General features: G+C 71.8%; 13 protein-coding genes and 1 pseudogene. 4 read left to right on the forward strand and 10 right to left on the reverse strand.

All coding sequences use genetic code 11. The annotated features are described in order from the left end of the window. Positions 1 to 17 precede the first annotated feature (17 nt). The 5 genes from chvE to AOM46_RS03470 all read right to left on the reverse strand — a co-directional run bounded on the left by chvE (position 18) and on the right by AOM46_RS03470 (position 5615). Positions 18 to 1124, reverse strand: coding sequence for a multiple monosaccharide ABC transporter substrate-binding protein (chvE, locus tag AOM46_RS03450; protein WP_062205354.1), 1107 nt, complete (start codon positions 1122 to 1124; stop codon positions 18 to 20). Positions 1125 to 1269: 145 nt separating this feature from the next. Then, the gene (locus tag AOM46_RS03455) at positions 1270 to 2283 is read right to left on the reverse strand and encodes a hypothetical protein (RefSeq protein WP_062205357.1); all 1014 of its coding nucleotides are present in this window, start codon (positions 2281 to 2283) and stop codon (positions 1270 to 1272) included. Positions 2284 to 2365: 82 nt separating this feature from the next. Beyond that, a complete protein-coding gene (locus AOM46_RS03460; RefSeq protein WP_062205360.1) occupies positions 2366 to 3382 on the reverse strand; it encodes a zinc-binding dehydrogenase in 1017 nt (338 codons plus the stop codon). Further along, on the reverse strand, positions 3382 to 4554 hold the full coding sequence (locus AOM46_RS03465) for a mandelate racemase/muconate lactonizing enzyme family protein (RefSeq protein ID WP_062205362.1): 1173 nt from the start codon (positions 4552 to 4554) through the stop codon (positions 3382 to 3384). Before AOM46_RS03465 ends, AOM46_RS03460 begins: the two co-directional genes overlap by 1 nt. A 122-nt stretch (positions 4555 to 4676) precedes the next feature. Then, positions 4677 to 5615 (reverse strand): SGNH/GDSL hydrolase family protein, encoded by a 939-nt coding sequence (locus AOM46_RS03470; RefSeq protein ID WP_062205365.1) that lies wholly within the window; start codon positions 5613 to 5615, stop codon positions 4677 to 4679. Between the two features lie 341 nt (positions 5616 to 5956). On the opposite strand from AOM46_RS03470, the gene AOM46_RS03475 reads away from it, so the two are divergent. After that, positions 5957 to 6451 carry a DUF3145 domain-containing protein gene (locus AOM46_RS03475; protein ID WP_062205367.1) on the forward strand — a complete coding sequence of 165 codons (495 nt, stop codon included), beginning with the start codon at positions 5957 to 5959 and terminating at the stop codon, positions 6449 to 6451. Between the two features lie 69 nt (positions 6452 to 6520). Further along, entirely contained in the window at positions 6521 to 7429 is a 909-nt protein-coding gene (locus AOM46_RS03480; protein WP_062205370.1) for an NAD(P)-dependent oxidoreductase, read from the forward strand. Here AOM46_RS03480 and AOM46_RS03485 read toward each other — a convergent pair. Then, positions 7393 to 8022 (reverse strand): TetR/AcrR family transcriptional regulator, encoded by a 630-nt coding sequence (locus tag AOM46_RS03485; protein ID WP_062205373.1) that lies wholly within the window; start codon positions 8020 to 8022, stop codon positions 7393 to 7395. The two genes, AOM46_RS03480 and AOM46_RS03485, sit on opposite strands and share 37 nt — an antisense overlap. 53 nt (positions 8023 to 8075) lie before the next feature. Between AOM46_RS03485 and AOM46_RS03490 the strand changes: the two genes are divergently transcribed. Continuing rightward, on the forward strand, positions 8076 to 9020 hold the full coding sequence (locus AOM46_RS03490; RefSeq protein ID WP_062205376.1) for a beta-ketoacyl-ACP synthase III: 945 nt from the start codon (positions 8076 to 8078) through the stop codon (positions 9018 to 9020). A gap of 53 nt (positions 9021 to 9073) precedes the next feature. Further along, a pseudogene (locus tag AOM46_RS35985) lies at positions 9074 to 9448 on the forward strand (class I SAM-dependent methyltransferase); the annotation flags it as partial. 369 nt (positions 9449 to 9817) lie between these two features. Here AOM46_RS35985 and AOM46_RS03500 read toward each other — a convergent pair. The 4 genes from AOM46_RS03500 to AOM46_RS03515 all read right to left on the reverse strand — a co-directional run bounded on the left by AOM46_RS03500 (position 9818) and on the right by AOM46_RS03515 (position 13494). Beyond that, complete coding sequence (locus AOM46_RS03500) at positions 9818 to 11080, reverse strand: beta-ketoacyl synthase (RefSeq protein ID WP_062205378.1); 1263 nt, start codon at positions 11078 to 11080, stop codon at positions 9818 to 9820. Positions 11081 to 11169: 89 nt separating this feature from the next. Further along, the gene (locus tag AOM46_RS03505) at positions 11170 to 11418 is read right to left on the reverse strand and encodes an acyl carrier protein (protein WP_062205380.1); all 249 of its coding nucleotides are present in this window, start codon (positions 11416 to 11418) and stop codon (positions 11170 to 11172) included. A gap of 108 nt (positions 11419 to 11526) precedes the next feature. Continuing rightward, positions 11527 to 12528 (reverse strand): ketoacyl-ACP synthase III, encoded by a 1002-nt coding sequence (locus AOM46_RS03510; protein WP_062205383.1) that lies wholly within the window; start codon positions 12526 to 12528, stop codon positions 11527 to 11529. Between the two features lie 9 nt (positions 12529 to 12537). Further along, positions 12538 to 13494 carry an ACP S-malonyltransferase gene (locus AOM46_RS03515; protein ID WP_062205386.1) on the reverse strand — a complete coding sequence of 319 codons (957 nt, stop codon included), beginning with the start codon at positions 13492 to 13494 and terminating at the stop codon, positions 12538 to 12540. Between the last annotated feature and the right edge of the window lie 22 nt (positions 13495 to 13516).

Below are 13516 nucleotides of genomic sequence, written 5' to 3' on the forward strand. Positions count from 1 at the left end.
CCTCCCGACTCCCCGGATCAGCCCGTCACCTGCGCCTCGGTGTAGTAGCCGTCCTCGATCAGCAGTTGGTAGTTGTCCGCGTCGATGCTCACCGGCTCCAGCAGATAGGCCGGGACGACCTTCACCCCGTTGTCATAGGTCTCGGTGTCGTTGAACTCCGGCTCCTCGCCGGCCAGCAGCGCCTCACCCATGGCCACCGCCTGCCGCGCCAGCTCCCTGGTGTCCTTGTAGACGGTCTGCGTCTGCTCACCCGTCACGATCGACTTCACCGACGCCAACTCGGCGTCCTGGCCCGTCACCACGGGGAACGGGGTGTCGCCCGAGCCGTAGCCCACACTCTTGAGCGAGGAGAGCACCCCGATGGAGATCCCGTCATAGGGGGAGAGCACCGCGTCCACCGGCTCGCTCCGGTAGTGCGCGGTCAGCAGGTCGTCCATCCGGTTCTGTGCGGTGCCGCCGTCCCAGCGCTCGGTGGTGACATCGCTCAGGCCCGTCTGGCCGCTGCGCACCACCAGTTGACCGCTCTCCAGATAGGGCTCCAGGACGCCGGTGGCGCCCTCGAAGAAGTAGCGGGTGTTGTTGTCGTCGGGGGAGCCGGCGAACAGCTCGATGTTGAACGTCTCGTCAGGGTTCTCCTCCAGGCCGAGCGCGTCCACGATGTAACCCGCCTGCAGTTCACCCACCTTGGAGTTGTCGAAGGTGGCGTAGGCGTCGACGTTCTCCGTGTTCATCAGCAGCCGGTCGTAGGCGATCACCGGGATGTCGGCGTCGGCGGCCTGTTGGAGCACGTTGCTGAGCGAGGAGCCGTCGATGGCGGCCACCACCAGCAGGTCGTGGCCCCGGGCGATCATGTTCTCCAGCTGGGAGATCTGGTTCTCCACCCGGTCCTCGCCGTACTGGAGATCCGTTTCGTAGCCGGCCTCCTCGAAGAGCGCGACCATGTTGTCGCCGTCGGCTATCCAGCGCTCCGAGGACTTGGTGGGCATCGCGATGCCGACGGTGCCGCCCTCGGCGTCGGCATCACGGCCGCCGCCCCCGCCCGAGTCCTGACCACAGGCGGTCAGGGGAAGGGCGAGGGCGGCGGCCAGGGCGAGAGTGCGGGTCGCGGCTCGGGCACGAGACATGGAAGGTCACGTCCTTTCGACGGATGGTTCCTCTTCTGCAGTGCTGGCGCTGTTCCTTGTCGTCCGAAGTGCTGCTCTCCGGAGGGCTGTTGTCGGGAGGGCTGTTGTTGGGAGGGGTGTTGTTGGGAGGGGTGCTGTTCGACGGTCAGTCGGTAAGGCTTCTGTTGACAGGAGTCGGACCGGGTTCGGCGGCGTTGTCGGTCGGGAACCGGTGCAACGGCCCGGGCAGTCGGGCGCCCAGCGGCGAGCTGCCGCCGTCGGCGCCGAGCCTGGCCAGCAGATCGAGGGCGAGCCGCCCACGGCGGACCCGCTCCCGCGCGCTGGCCAGCGTCACATCGCGCAGATGCGCCCCGTATGGATAGATCGCCGGGGCCTTGCTGAGCCCGAACTTGAGATAGATCGGCGCCCCGCGCCCGATCAGCTCGGCGATCTCATGCATCCGGACATAGCCCCCGAGGTCGTCAGGGGCCTCCAGATAGAAGTCCAGCGGCACCCGGCTGACCCGGCGTATCTCGGCCAGATGCTCCAGGGTGAGATCCGAGGGAACGTTCACCGAGTCGGCGCCGAGGCGTTCGTGCACTGAGACGGAGACCGGGTTCACCGGGCCGATCAACGCCGACACCTTGAACGTGGTGTCGGCCGGCAACACCCCGTTGGCGCGCAGCCGGTGCAGCGCCCAGAGCACCCCCTCGTCGGCCACCAGCAGGCAGCGCACGCCGAGCCGGGAGGCGCGGAGCGCGTCCTCCACGCAGCCGGCGACCGCGCGTTGACCCCGGGCGCGCAGCCCGGCACCACCGGACGAGGTGCGGGTGCCTGCGCCGATGTCCCAGGTGCCGCGCGGGCCGGTGAACAGGCACAACTCGACGCCGGCGGCGGCGCAGGCGTCCACCATCTCGCTGATCTCGGCGTCGGTCAGCATCCAGATGCCGCTGCCCTGGCTGATCCGGTGGATCGGCACGGACAGCCGCGCGGCCTCGGCGAGCACCGTGTGCAGCGCCTCGGGCCCCTCGACGGACGGGATCTCGGTGCGCCAGCGGCCACCGTCGGGGAAGGTGTGCGGGGAGGTCTCGGACGGGAGATCGGCGGCCGGGGCATAGCCGAGCGCGGCGAGCGCGGCGTCGGCCGGGCGACGGGCGGAGGATGCGGCGGGGTCAGACACGATGCTCCAGAGTGCGTTTCGTTCGGTATATCGATCATGGTTCGGTCATGAGGAGGGGGGTGGCCGCCGCTGGGCCCGCCGGCTAGGGCATCAGCAACACCTTGCCCACCCCGGGGCCGCCGCTGCCGACCAATGTCATCGCTTCCCCGAAAGACTCCAGGGGAAGCTGATGCGAGATCAGTTTCTCGGGGCGCAGCAGCCCGTGGTCGAAGGCGTGCACGGCATAGGACCAGGCCGCCGGCGGGGCGCCGAACACGCTGGCCACGGTCAGCTGGTTGACCAGCAGCAGCACCGGATCGAGGCCCTGGGCGCCCGGCTCGGGAACGCCGGTGAGCACCACCCGGCCGCCCCGGCGCGCCAGCCGGCAGGCCGCCGCCGCGGTGCCGGGCGCGCCGGCCGTCTCGACGACCAGGTCGAACTCGCCCTCGGCCGCGTCCTGTTGATCGGGCGTCAGGGTCAGGCTCGCGCCCATCTCCCGGGCCAACTCCAGCGGCCTGGGCCGGGGATCGACGGCCAGCAGCGCCACCGGGGACGAGGCCGCCAGCAGCTGCGTCGCCAGCAGGCCGAGCGTGCCACAGCCCAGCACCGCGATCCGCTCCCCGGCGCGCGGCGCCGCCCGCAGCACGGCGGCGGCCACCACCGCCGCCGGCTCCAGCAGCGCCGCCGCCGTCAGATCGGCGTCCGGCGCCAGCGGGTGCAACAGCTCCGCCGGCAGCGTCAGAAAGTCGGCGAAGGCGCCCGGCTCGGTGAAGCCGGTCTCCGCGTAGCCGCTGGTGCACAGCGTCTGCTCGCCGGCCCGGCAGCGCGCGCAGCGCCGGCAGGCGCGGAAGCCCTCGGCCACCGTGCCGCGCCCCAGCAGCGCCGGATCGACACCGGCGCCCACCGCGTCCACCGTGCCCGACCACTCGTGTCCCGGCACCACCGGATAACGCACATAGCCGGCCGGCCTGGTGCCGTCGAACAGCTCGCGGTCGCTGGCGCAGACCCCGGCCGCGTGCACCGCCACCCTGACCTCGCCAGGGCCGGGCTCCGGGCGCTCGCCCGTGACCAGCCGGAAGACGCCCGGCTCGTCGACGACGACGCTGCGCGCGGCGACCATCAGTGCTTCCCGCCCTTGCTGCCCTCGCGCTTCTCCCAGCCCTCGGCCCACAGGTCGAACCTGGCCTGCTGCTGCGGGAACTCGGCCGCCGCGTCCGTGTCCAGGGTGACGCCGAGGCCCGGCGCGTCGGAGAGCGTGAAGTAGCCGTCCACCACCTCGGGCGCGCCCTTCACCACCTTCTTGATCTCCGCGTCGGCGAAGTCGTTGAAATGCTCCAGGATCTTGAAGTTCGGCGTGCAGCCGGCCAGTTGCAGGCTGGCGGCGGTAAGCACCGAACCGCCCACGTTGTGCGGGGCGATCAGCACATAGTGCGTCTCGGCGGTGGCGGCGAGCTTGCGCATCTCGCCGATGCCGCCCAGATGACCGAGGTCGGGCTGGATGATGTCGGCGGCCTGCGACTCGAACAGCTCCCGGAACTCGATCCGGTCGTGGATGCGCTCCCCGGTGGCGATCGGCAGCGTGGTCTTCTCGGCGACCTTCTTCAGCGCCTTGAGGTTCTCCGGCGGCACCGGCTCCTCCAACCAGGACGGGGCGAACGGCTCCAGCTCCCTGGCCAGCCGGATCGCCGTGGCCGGGCTGAACCGGCCGTGCATCTCCAGCAGCAGCTCCCGCTCAGGACCGATGGCGTCCCGCACCGCCTCCACCAACGCCAGCGAGCGCACCGTCTCGGCGTGGTCGAGCTCGAAGCTGCCGGTGCCGAACGGGTCCAGCTTGAGCGCCTGGTAGCCGCGCTCGACGACGGCCTCGGCCGCCTTGTGGAACGCCTCGGGGGTGCGCTCCACGGTGTACCAGCCGTTGGCATACGCCTTGACCCGGTTGTTCGAGGCATCGGCCCGCCCGCCGAGCAGCTGCCACACCGGCACCCCGAGGGCCTGGCCCTTGATGTCCCAACAGGCCGTCTCCACCACCGCGATGCCGGACATCACGATCTCGCCGGCCCGGCCGTAGTCGCCCGTCTTCATCCGGCGCACCAGATCCTCGACGGCGAACGGGTCGGAACCGGCGATGTGGTTGGCCTCCGCCTCGCGGAGATAGCCGAGCAGGGCGTCGGTGTGCCCGAGCATCCGCGTCTCGCCCACCCCGGTCAGACCCTCGTCGGTGTGCACCTGGACATAGGTCAGGTTGCGCCAGGGCGTGCCCACGACATGCGTGCTGATTCCGGTGATGCGCACGGGCTCGGACCTCCGTCAGTTCGATATTTCGTCATGCGTTCGAAATGCTGAGCAGAACGTAATAACCCAGCCGTTCCGCTGTCAATGGCGCGGACCGGTCCGGAACGAAGCCCGGGACGGCGTCAGTCGACCGTCGCCCGCGTCACCTCTTCATAGGCCAACGCGGCGAGCGAGGACTGTCCTTCCCTGCTGGGGTGGAACCAGTCCCAGTCGCTGATGTGATCCGTGGTGAACGCGAAGTCGAACGTGGCGCCCCCGTCATGGCGGCAGAGCGCGTCCGCCGCGCAGACCTCGGCCAGCGCCTCGTTGTACTCCCGCACCCGCTCGCTCACCAGCGACCTGCGCTCGTTGGCCTCCTCGCTCTGCTCCTCCGCGTCCGCCAGCATCGCCGGGCAGACATCCGCCAGCCGCCACACCAGCCGGGCCAGCGTCGAACCCTGGCCCTCCGACCAGAGCCGCTCCAGATCAGGGACGCTGGACACATACACCTGGGTCTCGGGCGAACCCGCGCGCAGTACGTCGAGCGCCGCCGTGAAGTCCGCGCGGAACGCCGCCGCGTCCGTCATCGCCGACACATCGGCGGCGCAGGCGTCGTTCCCACCGATCAACACCGTCACCAGCTCCGGCTCCAACGCGGCCGCCTCGGCCGCCTGCGCCGGCAGGTCCGCCATCACCGCGCCCGACACCGCCAGATTCCACGTCCGGTCGGCCCACGCCTCCTCGCCGCCGAGCAGCCGCCGCGCCAGGCTGTCCACCTCGTCGTCGGTCCCGGTGGCCCACGACACCTCGGGGCAGTCGGCCAGCAGGGCGCAGGCGTCAAAGCCGCGCGTGATCGAGTCACCCATGGCCGCTATCGACGTGGGCTCGGTGTTCCAGTCCGGCTCGGCCGGCGCGTCCCCGTCCTCGGCCGCCACCTCGCCGGCCGCGCCGCGCTCCTCCTCGGCGGCCACGTCGCCACCCCCGTCGGCCTCCTGACCGGCGGAAGTGCATCCCAGCAGCAGGACGGCGAGCGCCAGCGGCGCCACCAGGGAACGGGCGGTGGTGACCAGGTTGACGGCCATGGGCTCTCCTCGGTTCTCCCGCTGTTCGGGCGTGCTCTCGGGGTGGGCGCCGGCGTTGTCCCGACGGGCCCCGCGCCGAGCGGTAGCTTGGACCTGGCACGGGTGGGCGCCTGGTCCACTTCTTGGCGTGTTGGCGGATGGGCGGATGGGCGGATCCCTGGGAACCCCCGGAGAACGCTCCGGGAGCTCTCCGGACCAAGGCTAAGAGATGACCGGACGTCATGGGCTGTCCGCTTTGCCGAGAAAAGACGTCAATGGTGTTTACTGTTCGTGCGCGGTTCGGGTCACGGTGGGGCGCCCTGAAGCTCGCGGCGGGCGCAGGTTGGGAAGTGGAGGTCCCGATGACGACACGTGGTGTTCTGTATGTGCACTCCGCCCCCCGCGCGCTGTGTCCCCATATCGAATGGGCCGTCGCCTCGGTGCTCAACTCCCGGGTGAGCCTGGAATGGATCAAACAGCCGGCGTCCCCCGGCACCTGGCGCGCCGAACTCTCCTGGCAGGGCGAGCCGGCCACCGCCTCGCATCTCGCCTCCGCCCTGCACGGCTGGCATCTGCTGCGCTACGAGGTCACCGCCGACCCCGCCGGCACCGCCGAGGGCGAACGTTACAGCTGCACACCCGAGCTCGGCATCTACCACGCGGTCACCGGGCGGCACGGCGACATCATGATCCCCGAGGACCGGCTGCGCGCCGCCGCCGACCGCGCCGCCGCCGGCGAGACCGACCTCCAGGCCGAGATCAGCCGCCTGCTGGGCAAGCCCTGGGACGACGAGCTGGAGCCCTTCCGGCACGCGGGGGAGGGCGCCCCGGTGCGCTGGCTGCACCAGGTCGTCTGACCCGGGCACCGGCCCCGCCGGCGGGCGCGGCGTAACCCCCCGTTCGCGAAAGCGAGTTAGCGTGCGGCCATGATCGACAACAGCGCGCAGCGCAGCACCGAACCGACCTCCATCGCCGTGCTCGGCACCGGCATCATGGGCGCGGCGATGGCCCGCAACCTCTGTCGCGCCGGCCTCGACGTCCGGGTCTGGAACCGCACCAGGGCGAAGGCCGAGCCGCTGGCCGAGGACGGCATCGTGGTCGCCGACACCCCCGCCGAGGCGGTCGCCGGCGCCGGCGTCGTCCTCACCGTCCTCCACGACGGCGAAGCCGCCGCCGAGGCCGTCACCGCGGCGCTCCCCGGGCTCGCCCCCGATGTCGTCTGGGCCCAGTGCACCACCGCCGGCATCGCCGGCCTCGACCGGCTGGTCGCCCTCGCCGAAGAGCACGGAATCACCCTGATCGACGCCCCCGTGCTCGGCACCCGACAGCCGGCAGAGGAGGGCACGCTCACCATCCTGGCCGCCGGACCCGAGGCCACCAGGGGCCGACTGGCCCCGGTGCTGGCCGCGATCGGCAGCCGCGCCATCTGGGTCGGCGACACCCCCGGCGCCGCCACCCGGCTCAAACTCGTCTGCAACAGCTGGGTGTTGGCCATCACCCATGGCACCGCCGAGGCCCTGGCCCTGGCCCAAGGGCTGGGCGTCGAAACCGCCGACTTCCTGGACGCCATCGCCGGCGGACCGCTCGACCTCGGCTATCTGCACACCAAGGCGGCGGCCATCGAGGCCGGCGAACTGGCCCCCAGCTTCGCCGTCGACACCGCGCTCAAGGACGCCCGGCTGATCGTCGACGCCGCCGACACCGCCGGCGTCCGTCTCGACGTGGCCGCCGCAGGCCTCGACCGGCTGGCCCGCGCCTCCGCCCAGGGCCACGGCGACCGGGACATGGCCGCCTCCTACTACGCCAGCTTCGACCCGGAGCCGGCGGCCGGCTGACCCAGCAGTCGCTCCACCGCGTGCCCCGCCCGGACGGCCGCGGCGGGATCGGCGCCGAGCTGGATGGAGTGGTTCAGGCTCATCATGACCCCGTACAGCTCGAAGACCAGCTGCCCCGGATCCGTCTCCGGCGGCAGCTCCCCCCGCGCCACGGCCGTCCGCAGCTCGCCCGTCAGCCGCCGCGCCCACGCCCGGAACTGGCGGCGGAGCAGCGTCAGCACCCGGCCGCCCCTGCCGTCGAACTCGAACGTCGAGCTGACAAAGAGACAGCCGCCGGGGAACACCCCCCGCTCCAGATACGAGATCCACGCCGCGCAGACGGCGCGCAGCCGGGGCAGCCCGGGGGTGGCGCCCGACGCCGGGCGCCACACCTCCCGGTCGAAGATCACCGCGCCGCGCTCCAACGCGGCCAGCTGCAGGGCCTCCTTGGTGCCGAAGTGCCCGAGCAGGCCCGACTTGCTGATGCCGAGATCGGCCGCCAGCCGGCCCAGGGTCAACCCGCTCAACCCCTCCACGGACGCGACGTCGACGCTCCGCTGGATGATGCGCTCACGGGTCTGCCTGGCCTCGGCCAGGGAGTGACGGGGGCTCATGTCCCCACTATAGAGACCGTCGGCCTATAGCGTCCGACCGGTCGGTCGCTATCATGCCTCCCATGACGCGCATCCACGCCCTGGGGCACTACCAGCCCGAGCAGGTCCTCACCAACGACGAGCTCGCCACCATGGTGGACACCGACGACACCTGGATCAGGCAGCGCACCGGGATCGCCACCCGGCACATCGCCAAGGAGGAGTCCGTCGCCGATCTCGCCACCGCCGCCGCGGGCAAGGCACTGGCCGCGTCCGGGCTCGCGCCCGAGCAGATCGGCCAGGTGATCGTCGCCACCTGCAGCGCCAGGGACCGGGTCCCCAGCAACGCGGCCAGGGTCGCCGGCCGGCTCGGCATCCCCGACGCCGTCACCTTCGACCTCAACAACGGCTGCGCCGGCTTCACCACCGCGCTCGCCACCGCCGACCACACGGTACGCGCCGGCGCCGCCTCCCACGCGCTGGTGATCGGCGCCGAGCGGATGTCCGAGGTCACCGACTGGACCGACCGCTCCAGCTGCGTCCTGCTCGGCGACGGGGCCGGCGCGGCCATCGTCAGCCACGACGGCCCGGCCGACGGCATCGGCCCGGTCGTCTGGGGCTCCGACCCGTCGCGGGCCGGCGCCGTCCGTCTTGAGGGCGCCTGGCAGCCCAGGTTCGGCCAGGAGGGCCAGACGGTCTTCCGCTGGGCCACCACCGAGTTGGCGCCCATCGCCCGGCTCGCCTGCGAACGGGCCGGCGTCGCGCCCTCCGAACTGGCCGGCATCGTCACCCACCAGGCCAATCTGCGCATCATCGAATCCCTGGCCCGCCAGCTGAAGGCCCCCGACGCCGTGGTCGCCACGGATGTCGTGCACTCCGGCAACACCTCGGCCGCCTCGGTGCCGCTGGCGCTGGCCAAGCTGGTCGAACGCCGCGAGATCCCGATCGGCGCCCCCGTCCTCCTCTTCGCCTTCGGCGGCGGCCTCGCCTGGGCCGGCCAGGTCATCCGCTGCCCCTGAGGGACCACCGTGACCCAGCCGGCACTGTCAGTGCCGGCTGGCACGATGCACCCATGACCGATGCGACCGCCATCCGAACGTACTGGGACGCCGCTGCCGACACCTTCGACGACGAGCCGGACCACGGCCTGCGCCAGGAGCCGACCCGTGCGGCATGGGCCAGCCGCCTGGCCTCCTGGATACCGGGCGCCGAGCAGGACGTTCTCGACGTGGGGTGTGGCACCGGCTCGCTCTCCCGGCTGGTGGCCGAGGCAGGCCATCGGGTCACCGGCGTTGACCTCGCCCCGAGGATGGTCGATCAGGCGCGCGCGAAACTGGCCGCCGCCGGCCTTCGGGGCCGGTTTCCGGTGGGCGACGCCGAGGCCCCGCCCACCGGCGGGGGCACCTTCGACGTCGTCCTGTCCCGGCACCTGGTGTGGACGCTGCCCGACCCCCGTGCCGCGCTGCGCGCCTGGGGCGCGCGGCTTCGTCCGGGGGGCACGCTCCTGCGGGGCGGTGGCGGGAGGCGGGCCAGGCCTATGTCGCCGGGCGGGGGAGCTGCCCTCGCACGGTGGCGTGGCCGCGGCGGAGTTGGCCGACGCAGTCCGCCCCCTCGTCGCCCGGCTGCGCGTCGAGCCCCTCACGAGCGATCCCACCCTCTGGGGCGGCCCGGTAGCCGACGAACGCTACGCCCTGATAGCCCAGGTCTGATCCGCCCATGCGAGGCCCGCGCCGCCTCCCCGCCGCGCAGCGGCGGAACGAGGAGGGGGCCCCGGGCTCCGCCCGGGGCCCCCTCAACAGGCGGCTGAGCTGCGCGGCTACACCGTGCGGAGGGCGAGGACCACGTTGTGGCCGCCGAAGCCGAAGGAGTCGCTGAGGGCGGCGATGGTGCCGCTGGGGAGTTCGCGGGGCTTGCCGACCACGATGTCGGCGTTCACCTCGGGGTCGAGGTTGTCCACGTTGATCGTCGGGGGCGCCGTCCGGTGGTAGAGGGCGAGCGCCGTCGCCACCGTGGCGACGCCGCCGGCGCCGCCCAGCAGATGGCCCGTCATCGACTTGGTCGCCGAGATCGCCACCTGGTCCAGATGCTCGCCGAAGACCTCCCGCAACGCCCGCACCTCGGCCAGGTCGCCCTGGGGCGTCGACGTGGCGTGCGCGTTCGCGTGGGCCAGCTGCTCCGGCTTCAGATCGGTGTTGGCCAGCAGATGCCGCAGCGCCATCGCGATACCCCGGCCCGTCGGCTCCGGCTGTGCGATGTGGTGCGCGTCGGAGGAGAGCCCCTGACCGAGCAGTTCGCAGTACACCCGGGCGCCCCGTCGCGCCGCGTGGTCGGCGGACTCCAGCACCACTATGCCGGAGCCCTCGCCCAGCACGAAGCCGGTGCGGTCCACATCGAACGGCCGGGAGGCCGTCTTCGGGTGCTCGTTGTCCTTGGACATCGCCATCATGTTGGCGAAGGCCGCGATCGGCAGCGGATGGACGCTGGCCTCCGTGCCGCCGGCCACCACCACATCGGCGCGACCGGAACGGATCATGTCCCAGGCGTAGCCCACCGCCTCCGCGCCCGACGCGCAGGCGCTCACCGGGGTGTGCGTGCCGGCGCGCGCGCCCACGTCCAGACTCACGTTGGCCGAGGGGCTGTTGGGCATCAGCATCGGGACCGTGTGCGGCGACACCTTACGGGCGCCGAGCTCCCTGAGCCGGTCGTACTGGCTCAGCAGCGTGGTCACTCCACCGATGCCGGAGGCCACCACGGCGCCCAACCGATCGGGATCGACATCCGCGTCCTCGCCGGCTCTGCCCTGGAAGCCGGCGTCCGCCCACGCCTCCCTGGCCGAGATCAGCGCGAACTGGGCCGACCTGTCCAGCTTGCGGGCCTGCGGTCTGGGCAGGACCTCACTCGGATCGACCGCGGCGGTCGCGGCGAAGGTGACCGGGAGATCGGCCGCCCACTCCTGGGTGAGGGGACGCGCGCCGGACTCACCGGCGAGCATGGCCTCCCAGGTGGTCGCGCTGTCGCCACCCAGCGGTGTGGTTGCGCCGACACCGGTGACAACCACCGCTCGATTGGTCGCGTTCACAGTTCTCTTACTCCGCTAGATCGGGGATGGTGCCGCAGGCCACCCCGAAGGGTGGCGAACAGCGCGTGGAGCCTCGGGGGTCTTCCCCGTCAGCCCTGGTGGTCGGCGATGTAACCGACGGCGTCGCCCACGGTCTTGAGGCCCTTGACGTCGTCGTCAGGGATCTTGACGCCGAAGCGCTCCTCGGCGGCGACGACCACCTCGACCATGGACAGCGAGTCGACGTCGAGGTCGTCGGTGAACGACTTCTCCTCGGTCACCTCGTCGTTGGGGATACCGGCGATCTCGTTCACGATCTCGGCGAGACCGGCGATGATCTCTTCCCGGCTGGCAGCCATGACGGCGCTCCTTCGTATGCTGCGGTGGATACCGCGCGGATGTTGATCCATGGACCCTCGCGGTGAACCCGGATGAAACGCTCGGGTCCTGGCCGGTGAGGTCCTTGCTTAGGGGAGAGTAACGACCGTGGCCGCGTACACCAGACCCGCCCCGAAGCCGATGACGAGCGCGGTGTCGCCGCTTCTCGCCTGTCCGGTCGCCAACATCCGCTCCATGGCGAGCGGAATGGAGGCGGCCGAGGTGTTGCCCGTGGTCTCGATGTCCCTGGCCACCGCGACATGCTCCGGCAGCTTGAGAGTCTTCACCATCGAGTCGATGATCCGCATATTGGCCTGGTGTGGGATGAAGACGTCCAGATCGTCCACGGTGATACCGGCGGCGTCCAGCGCCTGTTGAGCGACCTTGGCCATCTCGTAGACGGCCCAGCGGAAGACCGTCTGGCCCTCCTGCCGCAGCGCCGGGAAACGGTCTCCCGGCTGGTACTCGTTCCACGGAACCGTCTGCCCGATGACGTCCGCCTTGTCGCCCTCCGAGCCCCACACCGTGGGGCCGAGAGCCGGCTCGAGCGAGGGGCCGAGCACCACGGCGCCGGCGCCGTCGCCGAACAGGAAGGCGGTGGACCGGTCGGTCAGATCGGTGAGATCCGACAGCCGCTCCACCCCCACCACCAGCACATGGCTGGCGCTGCCGTCGACGATCAGGCCCTTGCCGACGGTCAGTCCGTAGCCGAAGCCGGCACAGGCCGCCGAGATGTCGAAGGCCGGCGCGTTCTCCGTGCCCAGCCGGTGCGCGATCTGGGTGGCGATGCCCGGGGTCTGCGCGAAGTGCGACACCGTGGAGATCACCACGGCGTCCACCTGCCGCGCGGTGATCCCGGCGTCGGCGATCGCCTTGCCCGCCGCCGCGAGAGCCATCTCGGCGACGGTCTCCTCGGGACCGGCCCAGTGCCGGGTGACGATCCCCGAACGCGAACGAATCCACTCGTCCGAGGACTCGATGTGCCGGAGGATCTCCTCGTTGGGCACCACCCGGGTGGGCCGGTAGCCACCGACGCCGACCAGCCGCGCATAGGGTGCGCCGCGGCTGGCCTTGAGTGTGGCGGGGGGCATGTCCTGCTCCTATTCGGCTGTCTCGTGGGCTCGGTCCGCGTACTCGGCTATGAGCGCGCGGGCCGACTCCAACTGTTCCGGGCGCTTGATCGCGACCCGGGTCACGCCGGGCAGGTTCCGCCGGGCCAGGCTCGCCAACGTGCCGGCCGGCAGCAGCTCGATCAGCGCGGTGGCCCCCATCTGCTGGAACGTCTCCACGCACAGATCCCAGCGGACCGGGCTCGACACCTGCGCCACCAGCCGGCGCAGCACCTCGGCGCCGTCCGTGAGCGCGGCGCCGTCCGCGTTCGACACGAACGGAACGCCCGGATCCGCCGGCGTGAGCCCGGCCACCGCCCGCTCCATCTCGGCGACGGCCGGCTCCATGTACGTGGTGTGGAAGGCGCCTGCCACCTTGAGCGGCAGCACCCGCGCCTTGTCGGGCTTGTCGGCGAAGAGCGCCGCCAGCTGCTCCAGCGTGCCGGCCGCGACCAGCTGGCCACCGCCGTTGTTGTTGGCGACCGTGAGGCCCAACTTGTCCAGCGTCGCGGCCACCTCGTCCGGGTCGCCGCCCAACACGGCGGACATCCCCGTCTCGGTGACCGAGGCGGCCTCGGCCATGGCGCTCGCCCTGCGGGCCACCAGCGCCATCGCCTCGCGTTCCGTCAGGGCACCGGCGACGACCGCCGCCGGCAGCTCGCCGACGCTGTGCCCGGCGACCGCGCCCAGCACCCGGGCCGGCGCGGGCGCCGACTCCGCGCCGAACAGCTCATGGGCGGACAGCAGGGCGCCGGCCACCAGCAGGGGCTGGGCGATCGCGGTGTTTCTGATCTCGTCGGCATCCGCCTCTGTTCCATAACGGATCAGATCGAGGCCGACCACTTCGGACCAGTCGCCAAGGCGATCGGCCACTCCAGGAAGTTCGAGCCACGGTTCGAGAAAGCCAGGGGCCTGGGAGCCCTGGCCGGGGGCGACGAGTACGAGCACCTTCTCACTCTCTCCCGGTTCG

Source organism: Streptomyces sp. NBRC 109706 (assembly GCF_000974485.1).
GTDB lineage: Bacteria > Actinomycetota > Actinomycetes > Streptomycetales > Streptomycetaceae > Streptomyces.

Bases quoted from the DNA above. Each gene is read 5' to 3' on its own strand.
- AOM46_RS03505 (WP_062205380.1), bottom strand. From the start codon at position 11,418: ATGGCTGCCAGCCGGGAAGAGATCATCGCCGGTCTCGCCGAGATCGTG.
- AOM46_RS03490 (WP_062205376.1), top strand. From the start codon at position 8,076: ATGCCTCCCATGACGCGCATCCACGCCCTGGGGCACTACCAGCCCGAG.
- AOM46_RS03480 (WP_062205370.1), top strand. From the start codon at position 6,521: ATGATCGACAACAGCGCGCAGCGCAGCACCGAACCGACCTCCATCGCC.
- AOM46_RS03485 (WP_062205373.1), bottom strand. From the start codon at position 8,022: ATGAGCCCCCGTCACTCCCTGGCCGAGGCCAGGCAGACCCGTGAGCGC.
- chvE (WP_062205354.1), bottom strand. From the start codon at position 1,124: ATGTCTCGTGCCCGAGCCGCGACCCGCACTCTCGCCCTGGCCGCCGCC.
- AOM46_RS03470 (WP_062205365.1), bottom strand. From the start codon at position 5,615: ATGGCCGTCAACCTGGTCACCACCGCCCGTTCCCTGGTGGCGCCGCTG.
- AOM46_RS03475 (WP_062205367.1), top strand. From the start codon at position 5,957: ATGACGACACGTGGTGTTCTGTATGTGCACTCCGCCCCCCGCGCGCTG.
- AOM46_RS03510 (WP_062205383.1), bottom strand. From the start codon at position 12,528: ATGCCCCCCGCCACACTCAAGGCCAGCCGCGGCGCACCCTATGCGCGG.
- AOM46_RS03460 (WP_062205360.1), bottom strand. From the start codon at position 3,382: ATGGTCGCCGCGCGCAGCGTCGTCGTCGACGAGCCGGGCGTCTTCCGG.